The organism is Nocardia sp. NPDC102475, assembly GCF_055584605.1.
This window is the reverse complement of sequence record NZ_JBVJLS010000002.1, coordinates 1-21,910: the sequence shown is the minus strand read 5'-3', so window position 1 is coordinate 21,910 and position 21,910 is coordinate 1. Positions and strand designations below refer to the sequence as shown.

General features: G+C 65.2%; 22 protein-coding genes and 1 pseudogene. 14 read left to right on the top strand and 9 right to left on the bottom strand.

Annotation, left to right across the window (positions count from 1 at the left end; translation table 11 throughout):
- Positions 1-78 precede the first annotated feature (78 nt).
- From ACZ60G_RS03090 to ACZ60G_RS03080, 3 genes are read left to right on the top strand one after another with little or no spacing between them, the layout of a single operon-like run.
- Positions 79-1,515: an amidase gene (locus tag ACZ60G_RS03090; RefSeq protein WP_465806808.1), complete on the top strand. Its 1,437-nt coding sequence runs from the start codon at positions 79-81 to the stop codon at positions 1,513-1,515.
- On the top strand, positions 1,512-1,736 hold the full coding sequence (locus tag ACZ60G_RS03085) for a hypothetical protein (RefSeq protein ID WP_465806807.1): 225 nt from the start codon (positions 1,512-1,514) through the stop codon (positions 1,734-1,736). The genes ACZ60G_RS03090 and ACZ60G_RS03085 overlap by 4 nt, the downstream gene beginning before the upstream one ends.
- A 42-nt stretch (positions 1,737-1,778) precedes the next feature.
- Positions 1,779-3,008: a cytochrome P450 family protein gene (locus tag ACZ60G_RS03080; protein ID WP_465806805.1), complete on the top strand. Its 1,230-nt coding sequence runs from the start codon at positions 1,779-1,781 to the stop codon at positions 3,006-3,008.
- Here the strand turns inward: ACZ60G_RS03080 and ACZ60G_RS03075 are convergent.
- Positions 2,988-3,881, bottom strand: a complete 894-nt coding sequence (locus ACZ60G_RS03075) for a LysR family transcriptional regulator ArgP (protein WP_465806803.1) — start codon at positions 3,879-3,881, stop codon at positions 2,988-2,990. The two genes, ACZ60G_RS03080 and ACZ60G_RS03075, sit on opposite strands and share 21 nt — an antisense overlap.
- Positions 3,882-3,946: 65 nt before the next feature.
- On the opposite strand from ACZ60G_RS03075, the gene ACZ60G_RS03070 reads away from it, so the two are divergent.
- From ACZ60G_RS03070 to ACZ60G_RS03050, 5 genes are all read left to right on the top strand, one after another.
- A complete protein-coding gene (locus ACZ60G_RS03070; RefSeq protein ID WP_465806801.1) occupies positions 3,947-4,576 on the top strand; it encodes a LysE/ArgO family amino acid transporter in 630 nt (209 codons plus the stop codon).
- A gap of 105 nt (positions 4,577-4,681) precedes the next feature.
- Complete coding sequence (locus ACZ60G_RS03065; protein ID WP_465806799.1) at positions 4,682-5,470, top strand: hypothetical protein; 789 nt, start codon at positions 4,682-4,684, stop codon at positions 5,468-5,470.
- Positions 5,471-5,508: 38 nt separating this feature from the next.
- Complete coding sequence (locus ACZ60G_RS03060; protein WP_465806798.1) at positions 5,509-6,306, top strand: N-acetylmuramoyl-L-alanine amidase; 798 nt, start codon at positions 5,509-5,511, stop codon at positions 6,304-6,306.
- A 117-nt stretch (positions 6,307-6,423) separates the two neighbouring features.
- Complete coding sequence (locus tag ACZ60G_RS03055) at positions 6,424-8,688, top strand: MMPL family transporter (protein ID WP_465806796.1); 2,265 nt, start codon at positions 6,424-6,426, stop codon at positions 8,686-8,688.
- A complete protein-coding gene (locus ACZ60G_RS03050; RefSeq protein WP_465806794.1) occupies positions 8,685-9,365 on the top strand; it encodes a TetR/AcrR family transcriptional regulator in 681 nt (226 codons plus the stop codon). Before ACZ60G_RS03055 ends, ACZ60G_RS03050 begins: the two co-directional genes overlap by 4 nt.
- A gap of 26 nt (positions 9,366-9,391) precedes the next feature.
- Here the strand turns inward: ACZ60G_RS03050 and ACZ60G_RS03045 are convergent.
- The 4 genes and pseudogenes from ACZ60G_RS03045 to ACZ60G_RS03030 all read right to left on the bottom strand — a co-directional run.
- Positions 9,392-9,718: pseudogene (locus ACZ60G_RS03045) on the bottom strand (anthrone oxygenase family protein); the annotation flags it as partial.
- Between the two features lie 96 nt (positions 9,719-9,814).
- Entirely contained in the window at positions 9,815-10,669 is an 855-nt protein-coding gene (locus ACZ60G_RS03040) for an SDR family oxidoreductase (RefSeq protein ID WP_465806793.1), read from the bottom strand.
- 300 nt (positions 10,670-10,969) lie between these two features.
- On the bottom strand, positions 10,970-11,215 hold the full coding sequence (locus tag ACZ60G_RS03035; RefSeq protein ID WP_465806791.1) for a hypothetical protein: 246 nt from the start codon (positions 11,213-11,215) through the stop codon (positions 10,970-10,972).
- 502 nt (positions 11,216-11,717) lie between these two features.
- Positions 11,718-11,885, bottom strand: coding sequence for a DUF397 domain-containing protein (locus ACZ60G_RS03030; RefSeq protein ID WP_465806789.1), 168 nt, complete (start codon positions 11,883-11,885; stop codon positions 11,718-11,720).
- 86 nt (positions 11,886-11,971) lie between these two features.
- On the opposite strand from ACZ60G_RS03030, the gene ACZ60G_RS03025 reads away from it, so the two are divergent.
- Positions 11,972-12,340 (top strand): helicase associated domain-containing protein, encoded by a 369-nt coding sequence (locus tag ACZ60G_RS03025; RefSeq protein ID WP_465807611.1) that lies wholly within the window; start codon positions 11,972-11,974, stop codon positions 12,338-12,340.
- On the opposite strand, the gene ACZ60G_RS03020 is transcribed toward ACZ60G_RS03025, so the two are convergent.
- Entirely contained in the window at positions 12,291-13,034 is a 744-nt protein-coding gene (locus ACZ60G_RS03020) for a glucose 1-dehydrogenase (RefSeq protein WP_465806787.1), read from the bottom strand. The two genes, ACZ60G_RS03025 and ACZ60G_RS03020, sit on opposite strands and share 50 nt — an antisense overlap.
- 108 nt (positions 13,035-13,142) lie before the next feature.
- Here ACZ60G_RS03020 and ACZ60G_RS03015 point away from each other — a divergent pair, with 108 nt between their 5' ends.
- Both ACZ60G_RS03015 and ACZ60G_RS03010 read left to right on the top strand, forming a co-directional pair.
- Positions 13,143-13,601, top strand: coding sequence for a MaoC family dehydratase (locus ACZ60G_RS03015; protein WP_465806785.1), 459 nt, complete (start codon positions 13,143-13,145; stop codon positions 13,599-13,601).
- A gap of 64 nt (positions 13,602-13,665) precedes the next feature.
- Positions 13,666-14,574 (top strand): alpha/beta fold hydrolase, encoded by a 909-nt coding sequence (locus tag ACZ60G_RS03010; protein WP_465806783.1) that lies wholly within the window; start codon positions 13,666-13,668, stop codon positions 14,572-14,574.
- Positions 14,575-14,627: 53 nt separating this feature from the next.
- On the opposite strand, the gene ACZ60G_RS03005 is transcribed toward ACZ60G_RS03010, so the two are convergent.
- Entirely contained in the window at positions 14,628-16,025 is a 1,398-nt protein-coding gene (locus tag ACZ60G_RS03005; RefSeq protein ID WP_465806782.1) for a WS/DGAT/MGAT family O-acyltransferase, read from the bottom strand.
- 240 nt (positions 16,026-16,265) lie between these two features.
- Here ACZ60G_RS03005 and ACZ60G_RS03000 point away from each other — a divergent pair, with 240 nt between their 5' ends.
- Genes ACZ60G_RS03000 through ACZ60G_RS02990 form a run of 3 tightly spaced genes read left to right on the top strand, consistent with a single transcriptional unit; the run spans position 16,266 to position 20,063 of the window.
- Positions 16,266-17,162 carry a metal-dependent hydrolase gene (locus tag ACZ60G_RS03000; RefSeq protein ID WP_465806780.1) on the top strand — a complete coding sequence of 299 codons (897 nt, stop codon included), beginning with the start codon at positions 16,266-16,268 and terminating at the stop codon, positions 17,160-17,162.
- Positions 17,163-17,173: 11 nt separating this feature from the next.
- Positions 17,174-18,265 carry a PDR/VanB family oxidoreductase gene (locus tag ACZ60G_RS02995; RefSeq protein ID WP_465806779.1) on the top strand — a complete coding sequence of 364 codons (1,092 nt, stop codon included), beginning with the start codon at positions 17,174-17,176 and terminating at the stop codon, positions 18,263-18,265.
- Positions 18,266-18,290: 25 nt separating this feature from the next.
- On the top strand, positions 18,291-20,063 hold the full coding sequence (locus ACZ60G_RS02990; RefSeq protein ID WP_465806778.1) for an SDR family oxidoreductase: 1,773 nt from the start codon (positions 18,291-18,293) through the stop codon (positions 20,061-20,063).
- Here ACZ60G_RS02990 and ACZ60G_RS02985 read toward each other — a convergent pair.
- Entirely contained in the window at positions 20,056-20,571 is a 516-nt protein-coding gene (locus ACZ60G_RS02985) for a glycine-rich domain-containing protein (RefSeq protein ID WP_465806777.1), read from the bottom strand. The genes ACZ60G_RS02990 and ACZ60G_RS02985 overlap by 8 nt on opposite strands.
- A gap of 952 nt (positions 20,572-21,523) precedes the next feature.
- On the bottom strand, positions 21,524-21,910 hold a 387-nt coding region (locus ACZ60G_RS02980), incomplete at its 5' end, for a transposase (RefSeq protein WP_465806775.1).

Here is a 21,910-nt window from a genome sequence, read left to right as displayed (position 1 = left end):
TGTGAAGGGGAAGTGTTCCGAATTCGCCCGCCGACGGGATCGGCGTGGCAGGATCGGGGTGCTACGGATGGGGATGGGATGACTGAAACTGATTCGACAGCAACGGTATTCACCACGATCGCGGACGCGCGGGCGGGGCTGAGGCGTGGGGAAGTCAGTGCGGCCGAGCTAGTGGAAGGGGCGCTGGCGGCCGCGGATGCGCACGACGAGACGTTCGGGGTGTTCCTGGCTCGGTTCGAAGAGCGGGCGCGGGCGCAGGCCGCCGAGGTGGATCGCAAGATCGCGGAGGGGGAGGCGCTCGCGCCACTGGACGGGATTCCGCTGGGCGTCAAAGATATTTTCGCGCACTCGGCCGGGCCGACCACGGCGCAGAGTTCGGTGCTCGATCCGGCATGGGCGCACTCGGCCGGGGACGCCGCGGTCGTGCGGCGGCTCGAGCAGGCCGGTGGCATCGTGGTCGGAAAGACCACCACGATGGAATTCGCCATCGGTGTCCCGGATCCGGAGAAGCCATTTCCGATACCGCGGAATCCGTGGGACGCCAAGCGGTGGGCGGGCGGGTCCAGCTCTGGTTCGGCCAGTGGGCTTTTGACCGGGGCTTTTCTGGGTGCGGTCGGCACCGATACGAGCGGCAGTCTCCGCATTCCGGCAGCCTTCTGCGGCATCACCGGTTTCAAACCGACATTCGGCCGGGTGCCGAAATCTGGTGTGGTGCCACTGGCCTACACCCTCGACCATGCCGGTCCACTGGCTCGCACGGCCGCCGACTGCGCCTTGCTGCTGGAGGTGTTGGCCGGTCACGATCCCGAAGATCCCTACAGTTCAACTGAACCCGTCGCCGACTACACCGCCGCGCTCACCGGTGACCTGCACGGGATCACCATCGGCGTGGACAATCTCGACCGCTTCGTCGGCGACGGACGCGATCCGCAACAGCCACCACGATTCTCGGCCGCTATCGATGCCCTGCGCGCCGCGGGCGCGACCATAGTCCCGGTCGAGGTGCCGATGTACGTCGAGGCAACTGCCACCACCTTGATCGTCTTGGCCGCCGAGTCGGCCGCATACCATCGACCGACCCTGCGCTCCCGATACCACGATTACGCCCGCGGCAGTCGCGTCGTCTTCGCTGCGGGCACCACAGTGGCCGGTGCGGATTACGTTCAGGCCCAAAGGGTTCGGCACGTCGCGCAGCGCAAGATGGCAGAACTGCTCACCGAGGTCGACCTGGTGGCGACCCCGACCGGCCACCTCGGCGCCCCACGTATCGACGCAATGGAGCAGCTGAACCCGGTGAGCGTGCTGGCCGGATTGCATACGCCGTACTGGAATGCGCTCGGCAACCCCACCATCGCGGTACCGATCGGACTCGCCACCGACGGTGTCCCCTTGTCGATGTCGATCAGCGGCAACCATTTCGACGAGGCAACCGTGCTGCGCGCGGGTGATGCCTTTCAGCGCCGCACCGATCACCACCGCCTGACACCCACGCTTAGCCGAAAGGTATTGCCATGAGTTCTTGGCCCGCCTCTGCGGAGGAGAACGCGGCGATTGCCATGTTGGAGCAACTCCTGCGGGGGATGGCAGGTCTGCTGCAATCGGTCGACGAGGCCCGCTATATCGATCCCAGTGGCGGCTACGTGCCGTACCGGGGAAACAGCCGAACTGATTCGGCATTCATACGCCGCAGGGGTGGCGCGGCGAATTCGGCTCTATCTCGGCGGTTTTCGACGTAGGCGGCATGCGCGTCGATTGGTCCACCGTTTGGAGTTGGATTCGTGACCACTCAGCAGTCTCCCGTCCCGCACGGCTCGCCCTTCGATACCGAGGGTGAACGCGCTCCGCTCTACACCCCGGAGTTCGCCGCCGACCCACATCGCGCATATCGGGACATGCGCCGCAAGTACGGTTCGCTGGTGCCGGTGGACCTGGCTCCCGACACCCCCGCGACCCTGGTGATCGGCTATCGCGCCGCGGTGCGAATTCTGCACGATCCCGAGCACTTTCCGCGCGATCCGCGCACCTGGCAGAAGAACGTCGCACCGGACTGTCCGGTCCTACCGATGATGGATTGGCGCCCAAGCGTTTTGCACAGCAACGGCGCGGTGCACGCGCGCTATCGGGAGGCCGTGAACGCGGCCATCGAGGCGGTCGACCTGCACGCACTGCACACCACGGTCGCCGAGATCGCCATCCCGCTGATCAATGCGTTCTGCACGACCGGATCGGCCGATTTGATCAGCCAGTACGCACTCCCACTCGCCTTCACCGCGATCAATGCCGTTCTCGGCTGTCCGCCCGAAATCGGGGGCCGCACCGCACTCGGCCTGGCGGCGATGTTGGATACGGTCAACGCCGCCAAGGGAAATGAGCTGGTACACGAAGCACTGACCGAGCTGATCGCACTCAAGAAGGCCGAACCCGGCGACGACATCACGACCCGACTACTACAACACCCCGTCGGCCTGGACGATCTCGAGGTGCTCGAACATGTGATGCTCCTCTACGGGGCGGGCATCGAACCGGCCCAGAATCTGATCGCCAACACCTTGCTGCTGATGCTCACCGACGAGCGCGTCGCCGACAAAATGCTGGGCGGCAGCCTCTCCACCCGCGACGCGCTGGACCGGGTGCTGTTCACCGACCCGCCGCTGGCGAACTACTGCATCACCTATCCGCGACAGCCCATCCTGATCGACGAAATGTGGCTGCCCCCACACCAACCCGTCCTCATCAGCATGGCGGCCTGCAATAACGACCCCGAAATCGTCGGCGAGCACACGGGCAACCGCTCCCATCTGGCATGGAGCGCGGGCCCGCACGCCTGCACCGCAAATTCCATGGCGTACTTGATAGCTCAGGACGCGATCGACCAATTGCTCGACGCGATACCGGAACTCGGACTCGCCGCCCCGGCGGCCGACCTCACCTGGCGACCGGGCCCATTCCACCGCGCACTGACCGCGCTGCCAGTGACATTCCCGAAGTCACCGCCGTGGAGCATCTGACAGCGCCTCGGCCGCAGCAGCCGCGATTGCACCGGCAACCCCACTGAGCGCAGGCGAATCGACCTTCCACTGCTGCCAATAAAGTGGCACATCGATATACGAATCCCCATCGATGGGCACGAAGGCCCGACTGCCCCGAGTCTGCAGATCCGGCAACATCCCCCACCCCAGCCCGATCCGAACCGCTTCCGCGTACCCCGCCGCCGACGGCACATAATGCCGCGGCGGATCCACCGGCTGCCCACACCGCCGCCGCAGATGCCGATCCTGCAGATCATCCTTGCGATCGAAAAGCACAACCGGCGCAACGGAATACGCCTCCGCGGTAGGCCCATCCGCGAACCAGGTCCGCGCGAATCGCGGATTCGCCATGGGCCGATAGCGCATGGCACCGAGCCGCTTCACCCGGCATCCCTGCACCGCCGCGGCGGTGGCGGTGATCGCGGCCATCACCGTCCCGTCGCGCAGCAGTCGAGTCGTATGCTCCTCGTCCTCGCGATGTATCTCGAAACACACACCGGGTGGGACCTGCCGCAGCGCGGGCATCACCCACGTTTCCAGCGAATCGGCATTGACCGCGATCGGCACCCGGATCGGTCGATCCGCGGGTCGATCGGTATCGCCGAGTTCGCGTGCGGCATCGCCGGCGAGCAGTTCGATCTGCCGCGCCAACCGCAGCACGGCGAGCCCGGATTCGGTGGGCCGCACCGGTTTTGTGCGCTGCAGCAATATGCGACCAGCCGCATCCTCTAGTGCCTTGATGCGTTGACTGACCGCCGAAGGCGTCACGCGCAGACTGCGCGCGGCCGCATCGAAGGTGCCCTCGGTGACCGCCGCATTGAGCGCGCGGAGCTGATCGAGCTGCAGGTCCATTAAGAAATCATAAAGGTACTTCAGAATCTTTAGCTGGTCTGGTCGAAGCTGCGGATCTAGCGTCGATGCATGTGACGGCATCATCGGCGGCCCTGGCGGCCATCTCGGGACTCGGCTTCGGACTCTCTTTGATCGTGGCGATCGGCGCGCAGAACGCTTTCGTCCTGCGACAAGGTCTGCGCGGTCAGCATGTGCTCGCGGTGGTTGCGGTCTGCACCGTGTCGGACATCGTGCTGATCGCCGCGGGAGTCGGCGGGTTGGGCGTCGTGGTCGAATCCGCACCCGTGCTGCTGGCGGTGATCCGCTACGCCGGCGCCGCATTTCTACTCGGCTACGGCATTCTCGCCGCCCGCCGCGCCTTCGCGTCATCGAGCCTGACCGCCGAGTCCACCGGGGCCACCGTCGCACTCGGCGCGACCGTCCTCACCTGCCTGGCCCTGACCTGGCTCAACCCGCACGTCTACCTGGACACGGTGCTGCTGCTCGGCTCCTTCGCCAACACCTACACCAGTCCGGACCGCTGGTTGCTCGGCGCGGGCGCGATGCTCGCCAGCATCATCTGGTTCACCTCGCTCGGCTACGGCGCCCGCAAACTCGGCCCGCTGTTCGCCCGCCCGATCGCCTGGCGCGTGCTCGATTCGGTGATCGCGGCCGTGATGTTCTGCCTTGCGCTGGGCCTATTACTCACCGGCTAAGCTGGCATAACTGCAACGCCGGGGGATCGGCTCGCGATCAGTACCTGACTGGTTCGGCCGAAGCAGGGTGGGGGTCGCCGCCCCGGCGGGAGAGGTGGGCAGGCAGTGAATTATCCATACGGGGAGCAGCCGCGGCAGGATCCGGCGCCGTGGGGGCAACCGGTGGACTATCCAGCTCAGCAGGGCTGGGCGCAGACGGGCTATCCGATGGGGTATCCCGGCGCGCCGACGCCGGGCCCGCCGCCGAAATCGAAGACCGGTGCGATCGTCGCGGTGGTGCTCGGGCTGGTCGCGGTACTCGCCGTGGTCGGCGTCGGCCTGGTCGTCATCACCGCGCGAGATAAGGACCAACCGCAGGCGTCGGATGCCACCGTCGTGCCGGCGACGAGCGCGAGCACTCCGCGAACGACCACGACAACGCCGCGCCCGGGCCAGCCGTCCGCGGGCAAGCTCAGCTACAGCGACTTCGCCGGTGACTGGAATTTCAAATTCGACAGCGTGGAACTGCATGCCGACTGGGTCGAGGGCCGCGACCACGCCAACTGCCGCGATTTCGAGGTGAACGGCAAGCTCAGCGGCCTGGGCTGCGAGTACGCCGCCGAAATGGTGTACCGGGCCGAGGGCGGCGGGCTGAAGATCACGCAATTCGTCATGGCGATGTCGAGCGAGGGTCAGGCCACCGCCGCGCTCGGCGAGTTCACCGACGAGGACGTGCACCTGCGACCGGGCACCTACATCGACAATTTCGTCACCGGCAAATGGCGTGACGGGACCGAGAAGGAGTTCGTCGTGGTCACGGTGGCCACCGCCAATGCGGCCGTCGCCGCGGACACGGTCAAGAAGTACCTGCAGTACCGGCACGCGGATACGCTCGGCGCACTGGCCTTCCGCTAGCCATGAACCGGCCGCGAGCCTATGGCAGTGTCGATGTCATGCGATTGCGAAGCTGGAAGACGACCGCCGCGATCTGCGCGTGGGGCATGTTGCTCGGCGGATGCGCGCACGACGCATCGGGTTCATCGGCGCGCTCCACGACACCGCAGGTCGGCGACGAACCGGCGACATCCCCGCCGCGCGTCATTGCCGATGACCGGGTGGTCGTCATCGACGCCGGTCACAATGGCGGCAATGCCGCACAGCCCGGCGAGATCAACCGTCAGGTGCCGGACGGTCGCGGAAAGACCAAAGCGTGCAACACCACCGGCACGTCGGCCACCGACGGCTACACCGAGCACGAATTCAACTGGGATGTCGCAATCCGGGTCCGGGATGCCTTGGCCGCCCGCGGAATTCGCGTCGTGCTGACCCGCGACGACGATGCGGGCGTCGGCCCGTGTGTCGACGAGCGCGCCGCCATCGGAAACCGCAGCGGCGCAGCGGCTGTCGTCTCGATCCATGCCGACGGCGCCGCCGCGGGCGCACACGGCTTTCACGTCGCGTACTCGTCGCCGCCACTGAACCCGGCACAGCACGAGCCGTCGCAGCGACTGGCAACGACATTGCGCGACACCATGATCGGGTCTGGCTTCGTCCCGTCGACCTACGTCGGCTCCGACGGCATGAACCCGCGCGCGGATCTGGCGGGTCTCAACCTGTCCGAACGTCCGGTCGCCTTGGTCGAGTGTGGAAATATGCGCGATCCGGGTGACGCCGCGCTGATCGAATCGCCCGGCGGCCGGGCGCGGTACGCGGACGCCATCGCCAATGCGATCGTCGCCTTCCTCGGGTAGTTGCCTAAACCATGATCGGGATCACTATTTGTTAGCTGTGCATCACTGTCGTCACTGAGTTAACGGCGTTACGCTAACGCTGTTAACTGGGGGCCAGTCGAACTAGGGGAGTCGCTCATGCTCGTACGGATCGCACATCTGGCCACCAGGCATCCGCGGACGATCCTGCTCGCCGCCGCACTATTGGCCGTACTCTGCGGCGCATTCGGCGCCACGGTGATCTCGCATATGAAGACCGGCGGTTTCACCCCGGACGATGCCGAATCGTCACAGGTCGCCAGGTTGATCGCCGATAACTTCGGCGGCGCGGAACCCAATCTCATCCTGCTGGTTCGTGATGATGCCGGTGCGGACAGCCCGGCCGCCAAGGCCGCGGGCGCGAAGGTGGTCGACACCCTGCGCTCGCGCGGCGATGTGATCGGCATCCAGTCCTATTGGACCGCTCCGCAGTCGTTCTCATCCGTGTTGCGCAGCAAGGACGGTAAGAGCGCACTGGTGCTCGGCTACATCACCGGCGAGGAGTCCGTGGCCCAAAAGGCCGCCGGTGTGATCGCCGAAGAGGTCACCGGCACCAGCGACGGCGTCAGCGTCTATCAGGGCGGCCTCAGCTCCATCTACCACGACTCGAACGAGCAGATCACCCACGATCTCGCGGTCGCGGAGAGCGTGGCCATCCCGCTGTCGTTCATCGTGCTGATCCTGGTCTTCGGCAGCCTGGTCGCGGCCTTCCTGCCGCTGGCCGTCGGCATCTTCGCGATCTTGACCACCCTGGCGATCCTGCGCACCCTCACGGTCTTCACCGATGTGTCGATCTACGCGCTGAACTTGACCACGGCACTCGGTCTCGCCCTCGCGATCGACTACAGCCTGTTCATTGTCAGCCGTTACCGCGAGGAACTCGGTAATGGACTCGATGTCGAGGCTGCGGTGGTGCGCGCGGTGCAGACCGCGGGACGCACGGTGTTGTACTCCGCGCTGACCGTCGCGCTGTCGGTGGCCGCGCTGGGCGTGTTCAATCTGTACTTCTTGAAATCCTTTGCCTACGCCGGCGTTGCGGTGGTCGCCGCGGCCGCGGCCGCATCGATCCTGATCCTGCCCGCGGTATTGATGGTGCTCGGACACCGAGTGAATGCGTTGGATCTGCGAAAGCCATTGGGGCGCTTGCTCGGCCGGGACCTGCACGCTCAGCGCGCACCCGAGCAGACCTTCTGGTACCGCACAGTCCAGTGGGTGATGCGCCATGCCGCACCGGTCGCCATCGCCATCATCGTGCTGATGCTGGCGATCGGGTCCCCGTTCCTCGGTGTGAAATTCGGCTATCCGGACGATCGAGTACTCAATGCGGGCGCCTCCACCAGCAGTCGCACGGTCGGCGACGCACTGCGTTCGGACTTCCAATCCAATGCCGCGACCAATGTCAGCGTGATGCTCGACGACTACCACGGAAATCCCGCCGCCATCGGCGATTACGCCGCCGCGCTGTCGAAGGTCGATGGCGTGTCCGGAGTGCTCTCGGGCTCTGGCCTGTACGCCGGCGGACTGAAGGTGGCGCCGGGATCGCCGCAGATGACGAACGACACCGGCGCATTCCTCACTGTCGCGACGACAGTCGATCCCTTCACCTCCCCGGGTAAGACGCAACTGGACCGGCTTCGCGATGTCTCGAGCCCGGGGCCGGCGCTCTTCGGTGGCAGCGCCGCGATCAACCGCGACTCCCTCGACGCACTCGGTGCGCGACTGCCACTGGCCGGTGGCCTGATCGTGCTCGCCTCCTTCGTGGTGCTGTTCCTGTTCACCGGCAGTGTGCTGCTGCCGCTGAAAGCTCTTGCACTCAATACGCTTTCGCTGACCGCCGCGTTCGGTGCGATGGTCTGGATCTTCCAGGACGGACACTTGTCCAGCGTTATCGGCAACAACGCGACCGGATATCTGGTTCCGACCATGCCGATCCTGATGTTCTGTCTCGCCTTCGGAATGTCCATGGATTACGAGGTATTCCTGCTCTCGCGCATCCGCGAAGAGTGGCTGGCCTCCGGACGCACCGCCGCGGACAACACTCGCGCGGTGGCCCTGGGTGTCGCGCGCACCGGCCGGATCTTCACCGCGGCCGCACTATTGATGGCCATCGTGATGGCCGCCATGGTCACGTCGAAGGTATCGTTCATCCAGATGATGGGCCTGGGTCTGACGTTGACGGTGCTCGCGGACGCAACGCTGATCCGCGGCCTGCTCGCGCCCGCACTCATGCGGCTGCTCGGCACCGCGAACTGGTGGGCGCCCGCGCCACTCACCCGGCTGCACGCCAAGATCGGCCTGAGTGAGGGCGAAACCGCACCGGGCACAACCGAAGCCGATAAACACCAACTAGCCGGACGAACGTGACTTTTACCCGCAGGAAGCGTTCGGCACGTGGCTCCGGTGCGGAGCTACGCGCCGAAATCCTCGACGCCACAAAGAAACTGCTGGCCGATGCCGGTCACGTCGACGCGGTTTCCATCCGGGAGATCGCCAAGATCGTCGGTGTCACCCCGCCGTCGATCTACCGCCATTTCGCGGATAAGGATCAGCTGATCGAGTCGGTGGTGGCCCAGGTCTTCGAAGATCTGGACGCGGAAATGCTTGCCGCATCCGATCCGAACGATTCCCCTGTGGAGCGCCTGCGTCAGCAGGGCCTGGCGTACGTCCGGTTCGCCAGGGAGCATCCGGAGCAGTACCGCTTGGCCATGACGCCCGGTGAGACGGCAGGCGCGGTCGACCAGGTGCTGACCAGTAGTGCCTTCGCCCATCTCGCGGCGACCGTCACCGAGTGCATGAACCTCGGCTTGATCACGCCGGGTGATCCGGTGCCGGTCGTCTTGGAGCTGTGGTCGAGTGTGCACGGTATCGCTTCGCTGCTGATCGCGAAACCCTATCTGCCGTGGGGCGATGTGGAGGCGTTCGCCGATCGCGTACTGCGCTCGATCTGTGTCGGGCGGGTCGTCATCGATAACGTGCTCGGCGAAGACATGTCCCCCGACGCCGTCGCCGAGTGGGTGGTGGCGAACCGTCGGGTGCCCTGAGCCGCGCACAGAGCCGCGAAGGCGAGAGTGGCGGCTACTGTGCGGACCGCGTGGGAGAGCTGCCAATGGTCACGGATGGTTGCCCAGTCGCCGGGAGGCATGGTGGCGATCCAGTCGCGCTGGTCGGCATTGATTGGCAGGTTGACGATGATCGTCAGGATCAGGACGCCCGCGAGCAGTGTGAACGCGATGATCGGGAGCCAGCGGGTCGGGCCGCGGTCGCGGAAACGGGTCGCGATGATGAGAGCGGTGACGATCAGGGCCGGTAGCAGGGTGACGGTGGCGAGGACATCGAGCCATTCCAGTTCGATCTGCCTGACCTGGGTATAGACGGCTGCGGTTGCGTCTCGCATCGATAGTTCGAGGACGAGGACGGCGATCAGGAATCCGGCGAAGATACCGCTGAATACCTGGGCGGCGAAATTGGCGATTATGCGCATGGTCCGCACTCAATTCCGGAACGCGGCAGCGTTATCGGCGGCCCACGCGGCGAAAGTTCTTGTGCGGCCGAGTATTTTCTCGACATTGTCGGTGACCGGTGCGGGTTGGCCGACGCCATCGGCGTAGCGGTTCAGCAGGGAGTCGACGAAATCCTCGGGAAAGCCGCGCGCCACCATGCCTTGCCGCACCACAGCGGCGGGAACCTCCTCATAGCGCAAGGGCCTACTGATGACCTCGCCGATGATCCGAACCATATCCGCATGGGTAAGTGATTGAGGCCCGGTCAATTCCACTCGTTGACCCAGCAGATCGTCGGTCAGGAAGGCATGCGCCGCGACCGCCGCGATATCCCCTTCGTGCAGCGGACTTTCGGCGAATTCGGCATGGGGTCCGCGCACCACATCACCCGCCCGTATCTGGGCATTCCAGCCGCTCTGCACCACATTCATGGCAAAGCTGCTGGCGCGCAGGCTCACCCACTCCAGACCGCTGTCCACCACCGCCCGCTCGGCCTCTCTGTTCCGGTCGCCGCGGAATCGGGACGGCTGTGCGTCGAGCGGGTCGTCGATATTGATGGCCGAGAGGGCGACAAGCCGCCGCACACCACGCTTACCAGCCAGTTCCGCGAATTCGAAGGCCGCATCGCCCACGGCGCGTGGATGCAGGAATGCCGCGGACGCACCGTCAAGGGCGTCGGCAAGCGTGTCCGGCCAGGCCGGATCGCCGCCCACTACCTCGACGCCAGCGGGCAGCACGGCACTTTCGGGGGACCGGGTGACGGCTCGTACTCGAACCCCTTGTGCGGCAAGCAGTTCGACTAGCGGGCGGCCGATGGTTCCGGTGGCTCCGGTGACAAGGATCATGACATCTCCATCTTTTGGGAATCATATCGTATGAATCTCATACTAGATTGATTGGAGTGTCATGACATATGACTTCCGTAACATCGAGCCGCAGCTGCGAGCCAGAGCGGAAGCTGCGTCCGAACTGTTGGACCGGCGCCCGAAGCCGGGCATGGTGTGGTCGGCGCTGCGACCGTGCGGTGAACCGGCTGGAACGGAATTACACGACCGCTCGGGACTCCAGGTCTGCGGACCGGATACTCAGTCGAACTCTGCGAGCCGAACGGTGTACGGCTGCGCGGCGAGCGGCGGCAGTGAGCGTCAGCGGCTGGAGGGCAGCCACGACGCACTTCGCGCCGTTGTCGTCGCGCGTCCGCGTTCGCTGATCTGCCAGCACCCGCTGTGCGAAATGGCGACGACCAGACCGCGTGCATGCAGCCGCGCCAGCGCACTGCGGGTGCTCCACCCCGTCAGCTGTGCCTGTCGCTGGATCTGAACCGCCGACAGCAGGCCGCCAGGACGAAGAATGCTCAGCACCACCGATTGTGCTGCCTGCCCGAACCTCATGCGTACTCCTCGAAAGGCTAGACATGCCGACGGTGTACGCGGAGCCGCCGACGCGCGCACACGCGGGAATGTCCTAAAAGGTTAATAATCGACATCGCATGATGTCAACAGCATGTGATGTCAACATTATTGGGGCTTATGGGGATTCGGTCATGCCGACCGCCGCGGAGGAGCCCAGAGACGAGTCGCGAGCGCTGGCGCGGTCGTGAGCTCGCCGACCGTACGACGACCCGGCCCCGGCCAACAGCAGGAACTCTCGAATCCTCCACAGACGAACAGGCCGAGGCCAGTGCGGCTGAACGATCGCAAGCAGAGGCTGAGGGAGGGCGCAAGGGTAGGGGCGCGGCAAACCGCGCTGAAGCGTGCTCTCGGCTCGGTGGTATTCGTGGCATTCATGCCACCAAATCCGTTGTGCAGGGCGGCTTTCCGCGACAATAGCAACGGCCCCGCGTCGACGTCATGGTCGCGCGGGGCCGCTTTGTGGTGTTCGGTTTTGCCCGGCTCAGGCGGGGTGGTTGAACTCTCCGACGGTGACGCCAGCTGTGAAGGCATCCCATTCGCCCGGGGCGAAGATCAGCGCTGGGCCGGTGGGGTTCTTCGAGTCACGAACGCCGACGCTGCGCGATGCAGCTGCATCGCGACCACGACTGCGCCCGCAAACACGCCGCATTCGACGCGTTGGTCGAGGCGGGACGTATCCACCCCGATTCCGCACGCCGCCACCGATTGTGGGGGAGACCCTGGTGAACCACGGCGATCACTCGGCACCGCAACCGGCGGCCTCCGGCGAGAATCCAGCGGGACAACGCCATCGCCGCACTGCGGGCCTTCCGCGAGCAATACGGGCATGTCGATGTTTCCACCCGGCACATCACCGGCGACGAGATTCGGCTCGGTGCATGGATCCGAGCATGCCGCGCGCCGACCACCGAACCGGACGGCTGTCGGCGCAGCGACAGCAAGCGCGGACCGAACCCGGCATCGACCGGCACTGCGGCCGAGTCGCGTAAGTCCGGTGATCCCAGGGCGATCAGCAGGTCGGGTGGAGGGTGCTGGCCCGCACGCCCAGCGGCGATCAGGAGAACGTCTTGTGCGGAACTCCTACGGTCAGACCGCCATCGATGACGAATTCAGCGCCCGTCGAATAGGACGCTTCATCGCTGGCCAGATAGGTCACCAATGCCGACACCTCGGATGGGTCAGCGCCGCGCCCCAGCGGGATCTGCAAGAAATCCTCCGGAATGCCCTCGGTCATCGGTGTGCGAATCAGCCCCGGATGGATCGAATTCACCCGAATTCCGTACTGCGCCAACTCGAGTGCGGTCGACTTGGTGAGTCCACGGACCGCGAATTTGGTTGCGGTATACCCGTGCAGGCCGGGGCTGCCGCGCATGCCCTCGACCGAGGAAATATTGATCACCGAACCGCCGCCCGCCTCGATCATCGCGGGGGTCGCGGCCTGCATGCCGAGGAAGGTGCCGGTCAGATTGATATCGATGATCTTCTGCCACTCGGACAATTCGAAGTCGACGAGCAGGTTGCCATTGACGATCCCGGCATTGTTCACCAGGACATTCAGCGCACCGAAGCGCTGCACGGCCTCGGCGACCGCATCCTGCCACTGCTGCTTTTCGCGCACGTCGAGGTGGACATACGCGGCATTGTCGCCGATTTCCTTGGCCAGGGCCGCGCCCTCCTCGTCGAGGATGTCGCCGAGCACCACCCGCGCGTCCTCGGCCACCAGTGCCCGCGCGTGCGCGGCGCCCATGCCCCGCGCACCGCCGCTGATCAGTGCCACCTTGCCGGTCAACCGCCCCATCGCGGCCTCCTCTCGATCTCGTCGACTTGCTGAAACACGTTACAGATGATTGCCGGTCGAATCTCGCCTCGGTATCGACCAGTGGGACTCGGCGCTACTGTGCGGTCTATGAGTGAGCCGACCGTCTTCAGCATGGAATCACTGCGCACCGCAGCGGGTACCGATCTGGGCGTGAGCCGCTGGATCGAGGTCCCCCAGGACCGCATCGATGCCTTTGCCGAGGCGACCGAGGACCGGCAGTGGATCCACATCGATACCGAGCGTGCCGCCACCGGCCCGTACGGCGCCACCATCGCACACGGCTACCTCACTCTCTCGCTGCTCCCGCCGCTGATGGCCGACCTGATCGCCATCAACGACGCCTCGGCGCGACTCAACTACGGCCTGAACAAGGTCCGCTTCCCCTCGCCCGTGCCCGCCGGTTCCCGCATCCGCGGCCGCGCCCGGGTCGTGAGCGTCGACGAGGTTCCCGGCGGTCTGCAGATCGTCATCCAGGCGACCATCGAACGCGAAGGCGGCGATAAGCCCGCCTGCATCGCGGAATACATCGTCCGCGCGCTCGCCTGAACCGAATCCTATGGCATCATCGATGTAGAACGCGTTCTAATATCGCCGCGCGAGGAGGCCGACGATGACGAATCCGAATCCCGCGGTGGTGGCCATGCGGCGGTTCTCCCGGCGTTCGGGGGTGCCCGATATCGCGGAGGTTCCCGGCGGTCGGCTCGTCGAGTTGCCGGCGCGTGGGCGCACCTACGTCGTCGATATTCCGGGCCCCGAGGGCGCCCCGACCCTGATCCTGCTGCACGCCACCGCCTGCACGGGCTACCTGACCTGGTTTCCAGCGCTCGACGCGCTGGCCGAGCGTTACCGGGTGATCGTCTTCGACCAGCGCTGGCACGGCCGCGGTATCCGCTCGGAGCGGTTCTCGGTACAGGACTGTGCCGACGACGTCGTCGCGGTGGCGGACGCGCTCGGCATCGAGCGGGCGATCCTGGCCGGATACTCCCTCGGCGGTGTCGTGGCATTGCTTGCCGCGCACCGGCATTCGGATCGGGTGAGTGGCCTGGTGCTGTGCGCGACGCCGTATCGGTTCCAGGAGAAGTGGCGCGAGCGCGCATTTCATCTGACCTTCGGCGCATTGGCCGGAGCGATCGGGCCCTATTCCTACCGCCGTGCTGCGGAGTACGTGGGTCGGTTACCCGAATTGCCGGAGCACACGTGGGCTCCGGGAAAGCTGAATCGCTGGGCGCTCACCGAATTTCGCAGCAGCAGTGGTTGGGCCATGGCGCAGGTCATCGCCGAGGTCGGCCGATTCGATGCGACCGCTTGGCTTTCCGAGCTGAAGATGCCGACCGCCGTCGTGATCACGACGCGGGACCGTGCGATTCCGGTCTATCGGCAATTGGAGATGGCGACCATGATTCCCGGTGCGAGCATTCATCTGGTCAAGGCCGGTCACGCATCCTGCGTGCTCGAGGCCGACCGCTTCGTGCCGGTACTGCTGGAGGCTTGCGCCGCCGTTGCCGCAAGACAGAAATAGACTTCGAATGCGGCCCTGTCCGGCGGCGATGGCGAACAGGGCAGCGGTGGGCGTCAGCCCAGATCGCGTGCCGCGGTCAGCAATTCATCGACAACGCCGGGGACCGCATCGGCGATCGCTTGCAGATCGGGCACCAGTTCCCGGCAGGCGATGAATCCGAAGTCCAGATCACCGTTATTGGACAGCACGGTCACGGTCAGTCCCGCGCCGTGGAAAACCGGCCCGAACGGATACATGCCCTCGACCTGAAGGCCGAGGAAATACAACGGCATCGGCGGGCCAGGCACATTCGACACCACCAGGTTGTGCACCACCGGATGCAGCTCGGCCAGTTTCAGCGACGAGTAGACGCGCGCGGCCAACTGAAAGGTGTTCGGCGGAGCGTACTTCGACCAGTCCATCAGGAAATCCGCGCCGACGAATTCATGTTCCTGTTTGGCGTCGCGATTGGCCTCGGCCACCTGCCGCAGGCGCTCCACCGGATCGGCGATATCGGTGCCGAGCTGGGAGAACAGCGAGGAGACCTTGTTGATGCCCGCGGTGTGCCGGGAAGCGTCGTGCACCGACACCGGGACCGAGGCGATCAGCGATTTGTCGGGCAGCTCGTCGTGCTTCTCCAGATAGGTGCGCAGCACACCCGCCACGATGGTCAGGACGACATCGTTGATTTTCACATCGAAGGCGGTCTTGATTTCCTTGATCGCGGCGAGCTCGGTCTCGGCACAGGCCACCACACGATCCGGGCTGATCGCGCCGTTGAACGGGGTTCGTGGTGCGGTCAACGGTAAGGCCATGCCCGCCTGACTGTTTCGCCGTCGCTGCGCGAAACCGGCAACCATGCCAAGGGTTTTCGGCACCATGCCGACCAGACCGAGCTTGTTGGGCAGGTTCAGCACCGCCTCGGCCGCCAGCTTCAAGTCGCTGGGCTGCGGCTCGGGATGCCACTCCTCGGCCGGTTCGGGCTCGCTGAGACCCGGCTCCAGATCGCACAGATGCATCATCATGTTGGCGCCGGTAATGCCGTCCACGGCAGCGTGGTGGTACTTGCAGATCACCGCCAGTTTGCCGTCCGCCAGGTGCTCCACCACGCTCATCTCCCACAGCGGACGGCTGCGGTCCATCGGCACACTGGCGATCTCGCCGACCAGGTCCGCGAGTTCCCGGCGTTCCAGGGGGCTCGGCGTTTCGATTCGTCGGATGTGGTGGTCCAGATCGAAATCCGGGTCTTCCACCCAGACCGGATGATCGAGATTGAACGGCACCTCGTGGATTCGCCGCCGCATCTGTGGGATCAGCGGTAGCCTGCGGCCGAGTTCTGCTTTGAATTTTTCGAAGGTGTAGTACGCGCCCCCTGCGGCGGGATCGAGGATCAGCAGTGCACAGACGTGCAGGTGCTGGGTCCCGGTCTCGAGGTACAGGAAGCTGGCATCCAATCCGGTGAGTCGCTCCATAGCCAAAGACTACTAGAACGTGTTCTAGTTTACTGCCGGATCGCGGGGATCTCGGCCACAACGGAGCTTTCTGTTGTAAAGCGGGCTTTTCGGCGCTATTCGCGCTGGCCAGGCATGTATGTAACCGAGAGTTTCATATATGTGTATGATCATTGCTACGGCCGTGAAGGAAGGTACGCAACGTCGCGGGTCGTGGCTCTTTTCGAGCTGTGGCGCGGCGGGTGAGATCGAGGAGTATCGATGAAGCTACTTCGTAGGGTGCGGCAGGACGTCGATCCCGGTGAGGTCGCCCTCAACGCGCGCAATGTGCGGTTCGACTGGGCGGATACCCCATTGCACTGGATGCCCGCGGAACCCATCGCCTCGCATCTGATCAATGCCTTGAACCTGTTGCTGCCCGAGGGCGAGCGGATGTTCTGCGCCGCGTACTCCGAAGCGCTGCCCTACGTCAAAGACGAGAAACTGCGCGAGGCCATGCTCGGCTTCATCGGTCAGGAATCCATGCACGCGGAGACACATGACAAGGTGCTGCACGAGGTGCTCGCCGCGAACGGCATCGATCCGGAACCGTATGTGCGACAGGCGGAATACCTGTTCCGGAAGTCGCTCGGGCCCAAGAACGTCGATGGTGTCGCCCAGCGGCAGGTCATGGTGGAGCGACTGGCATTCATCGCCTGCCTGGAGCATTTCTTCGCCTACCTCGGCGATTGGGTGCTCAATGCCGATCTGGAGAACTTCGGCGCCGACCCGCGAGTGGCCGACCTGTTCCGCTGGCACGGAGCCGAGGAGGTCGAACACCGGCACGTCGCCCACGATGTGGCCGTCTACTTCGGCGCAGGCTACGTCCGGCGGGCGGCGATCATGATGATCGTCTTCCCGATCTTCATCACGCTGGTGGTTCGCGGCACGAAATTCATGGTGCACCAGGATCCCGCGCTGCCGGACCTCGGCTATCCGCGCCTGATCACGCGCGTCTTCGGCTCGATGTGGCGCGGTGCGCTGCCCGGTGTGCCCTCGCTGCTGTGGAGCGCGCTGACGACATTTAAGCCCGGCTACAACCCGGAATCCGTCGGTTCGACCGCGCAGGCGGTGGCATATCTGGCCAAATCGCCTGCGGCCCAGGCAGTTGCGTCTTGAACTGGCGACCGATGCCGGAGCAGCGGCCGGCCGATCTGTTCGGAAAGCGCGACCAGGATCGGGCGGTGCGGGTGCTCGACGCGGTCGCCTCGGCGCGGCTGCGGTGGACCACGATCATCAACCGCCGGGATCTGTCACCGCGCGCCGATGATCACCGGCTGTCGCTGATGGTGACCGGTCGACGCATCGAGGCGCACGACCAGGATGTGGTGAGCCTGCGACTGGAATCGCCGGACGCGCGCGAACTTCCGCCGTGGCGACCGGGTGCGCACCTCGATCTGGAGTTGCCTTCGGGTCGGTTGCGGCAGTACTCGCTATGCGGTGATCCGGCCGACACCCGGGCGTATCGAATCGCGGTGCGCCGCATTCCCGATGGCGGCGGCGGTTCGGTGGAGGTGCACGACGAACTGCGGGTCGGATCGCGCATTGTGGTTCGTGGTCCGCGCAATGCGTTCCCGTTCGCGGTACCCGGTCACGGATCACCCGCCACCCGTCTGCATTTCATCGCGGGCGGGATCGGGATCACCCCGATTCTGCCGATGGCGCGGCTGGCGCTGCGGCTCGGTATCGACTGGTCGATGGTGTACACCGGGCGCAATCGCGACACGATTCCGTTTCTCGACGAGATCGCCGGATTCGGGGATCGGGTCACCGTGCGCACCGACGACGAACACGGATTGCCCGACGCCGCAACGCTACTCGCTGAGGTCACCTCCGATACCGCGGTGTACTGCTGCGGCCCGGTCCCGATGACGACCGCCGTCGCGAATGCGGTGCGCGAAATGCCCGGCGTCGAACTGCATTCCGAGCGATTCTCGCCACCGCCGATCGTCGACGGCGTCGCATTCGAGATCGAATTCGCCTCCACCGGTGAAGTTGTCGAGGTGCCTGCGGAAGAGTCGGCGTTGGCGACGATTCTGCGGAGCCGCCCGGATCGGCCGTATTCGTGTCGCCAGGGCTTCTGCCGGACCTGCAAGGTGCGGGTGCTCTCCGGTGAACCGGAGCATCGCGAGAGCGTGCTCACCGCCGCCGATCACGAGGCGGGGGAGATGCTCGTCTGCGTCTCGCGTTCGCGGGGTGGGCGATTGGTTTTGGACCTGTGAGTAGGAACCTCGAGGAGATACGTCAATGACGACGACCGACCTGGACTCGGCCGCGACGCGGCGGACCGTGCGCAGCGGCGAATTCGATATCGCCGTCTTCGAATACGGCGATCCGAGCGCGGAAACCATTGTGCTGGTGCATGGTTGGCCGGACACCCATCATCTCTGGAATGCGGTGGTGCCACTGCTGACCGACCGCTTCCACGTCGTCACCTACGACACTCGCGGCCACGGGGAGTCCACCCGCACCCGGCGCGCCCGAGACTTCCGCCTGGATGCGCTGGCCGGTGATTTCTTCGCCGTCGCCGACGCGGTCAGCCCGGATCGGCCGGTGCACGTCCTCGCGCACGACTGGGGTTCGGTGCAGGTGTGGGAGGCGGTGTGCGAACCGCAGGCCGCGGCTCGGGTCGCGTCGTTCACCTCGGTCTCCGGGCCGAACCTGGACCATCTCGCGAAGTGGGTGCGCGCCAGGCTGTCCCGGCCGACGCCGCGCAATCTGTGGCAGCCACTCACCCAGGCGCTGTCGTCGGGATACACGATCTTCTCCATGACACCCGGGCTCAATCAGGTGTTCCGGGTTGTCGCCCACGAAAAGCGCTGGCAGCGCATTGTTTCGATCATGAACGACACCGCGCCGTCGAATATCGTTCTCGGCCCCACGTTCCGTCGCGACGCCGTGGAAGGTCTGCTCATCTACCGTGCCAATATCCTGCCGCGAATGCTCGCACCGCGAGAGCGCCGGACCGAGGTGCCGGTGCAGTTGATCGTCGCCGGTCGCGATGTCGCGGTGCGGCCCGCGGGATATGACGATGGGCACAAATGGGTTTCGCGGCTGTGGCGTCGTGACGTGCCCGCCGGACATTGGATGCCGTTCTCCCATCCCGAATTGCTTGCCACCGCGACCACCGAGCTCATCGACGCGGTGAATAGTGGCGTGGCGCCGCGCGGCCTTCGTCGCGCTGAAATCGGGCGCAGTCGAAGGCCATTCGAGGATCAGCTCGTGGTGATCACCGGCGGCGGCAGCGGTATCGGTCGCGAGACCGGCCTGGCATTCGCGCGTCTAGGCGCGGAAATCGTGCTGTCGGATATCAACTTGGATGCGGCCAAGCAGACAAGGGAGCTGATTGCGGCCGAAGGCGGTGTGGCGCATGCCTATCAGCTCGACGTATCCGATGAGGAAGCGGTGCACCTGCACGCGGTGGAGGTGCTCGCCGCGCACGGCGTGCCCGACATTCTGATCAACAATGCCGGAATCGGGCAGGCCGGTGGGTTCTTCGATACGCCATCGGCGGAGTTCGATCGGGTCATGCGGATCAATCTCGGCGGCGTGGTCAATGGCTGCCGTGCCTTCGGTTCGGCGATGGCCGAGCGCGGACTCGGCGGACACATCGTCAACCTGTCCAGCATGGCGGCCTACAGTCCGCAGCAGGGGTTCAGCGCATACTCCACCAGTAAGTCGGCGGTATTCATGTTCTCCGACTGCCTGCGCGCGGAACTGGCCGGGCGCGGCATCTCCGTGCACACCATCTGCCCCGGCATCGTGCACACCAATATCGTTGCCACCACCAGGTTTTCGGGTGTCAGCGCGGAGGAGGAGCAACGCAAGCAGGAGCGGTACGACAAGCTGTACCAGGCGCGGCGCTACGGTCCGGAGAAGGTGGCCGCGCAGATCGTGCGGGCGGTCGAACGGGATCGCAGCATTGTGCCGGTCACCCCGGAGGCGCGGCTGCAGTACCAGTTCAACAAGTTCGCCCCGGCGGTGGTGCGGTTCTTCGCCGCACGGGTGAAGCTTACCTGAGCGTCTGAGGTGTGCCTGCGAGTTCGGCCTCTATGGCCGCAACTCGCTCGGTACCGATACCCCACGGGTGCTCGACGCCCACCTTGCTGTCGAGATCCCAGAGCACGCACGTCTCGCCGGGCTTTGCGACCATCGACCACGCGACCACCGTGCGGCCGAGTTGTTCGCCCATGGATCCGTGCGAAATGCCCTTCGTCGCAACGCCTTCCGGGAAGTGATGGAGGAAACGGCCATATGCCGCGGTGCAGAATGCGGCATACATCTCCGTGCACAGAATGAATCCGTGCCAGGCCTCGTCGACCGCATGGGACGGCATACCGATGACCTGACCGTCGCGCATCGCCGCACCACAGCAGCGCAGCCACTGCCGCAGCCCGGTTTCCACCAGTTCCCGCGGCTGCCACGGGCTGGTTTTGAAAACCGCGTCGGGAAATTCGAGTGCGGCCACCACCCGGCCGACATCGCTCAGGTCGATTCGGCGCTGGGTACGGTTTCGTAAGAAGGCCACGATTCACTCTACGGCGAATGGGTGATTGTTCGGCGAGCCGTTGCTTTTCGTGGGTTCAGCGACGGGGAGTGGGCCTATACCATTTTGGAATGGCGGTTTTCTTCGTTGTACTGCTGCTGATCATCCTCCTGGTCGGTGGTGGTATCACGGCGCTGGTCGGGTTTCTGATCACGCGGGCGAACAGGGCAGTGCGGCATGGACAGATGAGGTATGGGGGCTCCAGTGACTCGCAGTGGGCTTACGGGGCCGCCGGGTTCGATTCGGGGGTGGGTTTCGATCCGGGCAGTGGTGGGGGTTATGGGCATGGCCACGGTCACGGACATGATCACGGGCACGGGCACGATGGCGGCAGCGGCAGCAGCTGCGGCGGTGGGAGTAGTAGTAGCTGCGGCGGTGGGGGGAGCAGTTGTGGTGGCGGCGGGAGTAGCTGCGGCGGTGGCGGGTCCTGAATGCTCGCCCTGCTGCTGGTCTTCCTGATCACGGTCCTCATCATGGGCGGGATCGCCGGATTCGTGCTGCTGGTGACCAACTTGCCGAGTCGGACGCAGTGGCGCGGGTTCGGGTGGATCGGGGGGTCCAGTTCTTCGTCCTGGGATGCCGGTGATGCGGGAGGCAATGACTCGGGGAGCGGCGGTAGGTGTGGTGCGGGTGGCGGTAGTGGTTGCGGTGGGGGCAGCAGTAGCGGCGGCAGCGGCTGTGGTGGTGGTAGCTGCGGTGGAGGAGGTTCCTGACGGCCGTGCGGTCGACCGGAGATGCGCGAGCGGCTACGGGCTAGTGCCGCGTCCAGCTGGCTTCTGAGGTATCGAGATCCGTCGAGCGCAGTCATATGGCGGTGCCGCGGGCCGTGTCGTGCCGCATTTCGACTGCGCTCAGCGAGCTGGCCGGACCGGATAGCGCGGCAACCTATCTGGACGGGGCACTAGTGTGTCGCGCCTGAAATTGGGCCAGTAAGTTACTGTTTTGTTTTGGGGGCTGGCAGGTTGATTTTGACGAGGTAGTCGGCGAGGGATTTGAGGATCTCGTCGGCGGTCTTGGTCCAGCAGAAGGGGCGGGGGTTGTCGTTCCAGGTCTGGATCCAGTCGGTGATGTCGTCTTCGAGGGCCTTGACGGAGGTGTGGACGCCGCGGCGGATGAGTTTGTCGGTGAGCAGGCCGAACCAGCGTTCGACCTGGTTCATCCAGCTCGATCCGGTGGGGGTGAAGTGGATGTGGAAGCGGGGATGCCGGGCCAGCCAGGTCTTGATTTCGGCGGTGTTGTGGGTGGCGTAGTTGTCGCAGACCAGGTGCACGTCGAGGTCGCGGGGCACGGCTTTGTCGATAGTGACCAGGAATTTTTTGAA

Excerpts from the sequence above, each read along its gene's own strand:
- ACZ60G_RS03090 (WP_465806808.1), top strand. The coding sequence starts at position 79 with ATGACTGAAACTGATTCGACAGCAACGGTATTCACCACGATCGCGGAC.
- ACZ60G_RS03085 (WP_465806807.1), top strand. The coding sequence starts at position 1,512 with ATGAGTTCTTGGCCCGCCTCTGCGGAGGAGAACGCGGCGATTGCCATG.
- ACZ60G_RS03075 (WP_465806803.1), bottom strand. The coding sequence starts at position 3,881 with ATGGACCTGCAGCTCGATCAGCTCCGCGCGCTCAATGCGGCGGTCACC.
- ACZ60G_RS03070 (WP_465806801.1), top strand. The coding sequence starts at position 3,947 with ATGCATGTGACGGCATCATCGGCGGCCCTGGCGGCCATCTCGGGACTC.
- ACZ60G_RS03060 (WP_465806798.1), top strand. The coding sequence starts at position 5,509 with ATGCGATTGCGAAGCTGGAAGACGACCGCCGCGATCTGCGCGTGGGGC.
- ACZ60G_RS03055 (WP_465806796.1), top strand. The coding sequence starts at position 6,424 with ATGCTCGTACGGATCGCACATCTGGCCACCAGGCATCCGCGGACGATC.
- ACZ60G_RS03040 (WP_465806793.1), bottom strand. The coding sequence starts at position 10,669 with ATGATCCTTGTCACCGGAGCCACCGGAACCATCGGCCGCCCGCTAGTC.
- ACZ60G_RS03035 (WP_465806791.1), bottom strand. The coding sequence starts at position 11,215 with ATGAGGTTCGGGCAGGCAGCACAATCGGTGGTGCTGAGCATTCTTCGT.
- ACZ60G_RS03030 (WP_465806789.1), bottom strand. The coding sequence starts at position 11,885 with ATGCGGCGTGTTTGCGGGCGCAGTCGTGGTCGCGATGCAGCTGCATCG.
- ACZ60G_RS03020 (WP_465806787.1), bottom strand. The coding sequence starts at position 13,034 with ATGGGGCGGTTGACCGGCAAGGTGGCACTGATCAGCGGCGGTGCGCGG.
- ACZ60G_RS03015 (WP_465806785.1), top strand. The coding sequence starts at position 13,143 with ATGAGTGAGCCGACCGTCTTCAGCATGGAATCACTGCGCACCGCAGCG.
- ACZ60G_RS03010 (WP_465806783.1), top strand. The coding sequence starts at position 13,666 with ATGACGAATCCGAATCCCGCGGTGGTGGCCATGCGGCGGTTCTCCCGG.
- ACZ60G_RS03005 (WP_465806782.1), bottom strand. The coding sequence starts at position 16,025 with ATGGAGCGACTCACCGGATTGGATGCCAGCTTCCTGTACCTCGAGACC.
- ACZ60G_RS03000 (WP_465806780.1), top strand. The coding sequence starts at position 16,266 with ATGAAGCTACTTCGTAGGGTGCGGCAGGACGTCGATCCCGGTGAGGTC.
- ACZ60G_RS02995 (WP_465806779.1), top strand. The coding sequence starts at position 17,174 with ATGCCGGAGCAGCGGCCGGCCGATCTGTTCGGAAAGCGCGACCAGGAT.
- ACZ60G_RS02990 (WP_465806778.1), top strand. The coding sequence starts at position 18,291 with ATGACGACGACCGACCTGGACTCGGCCGCGACGCGGCGGACCGTGCGC.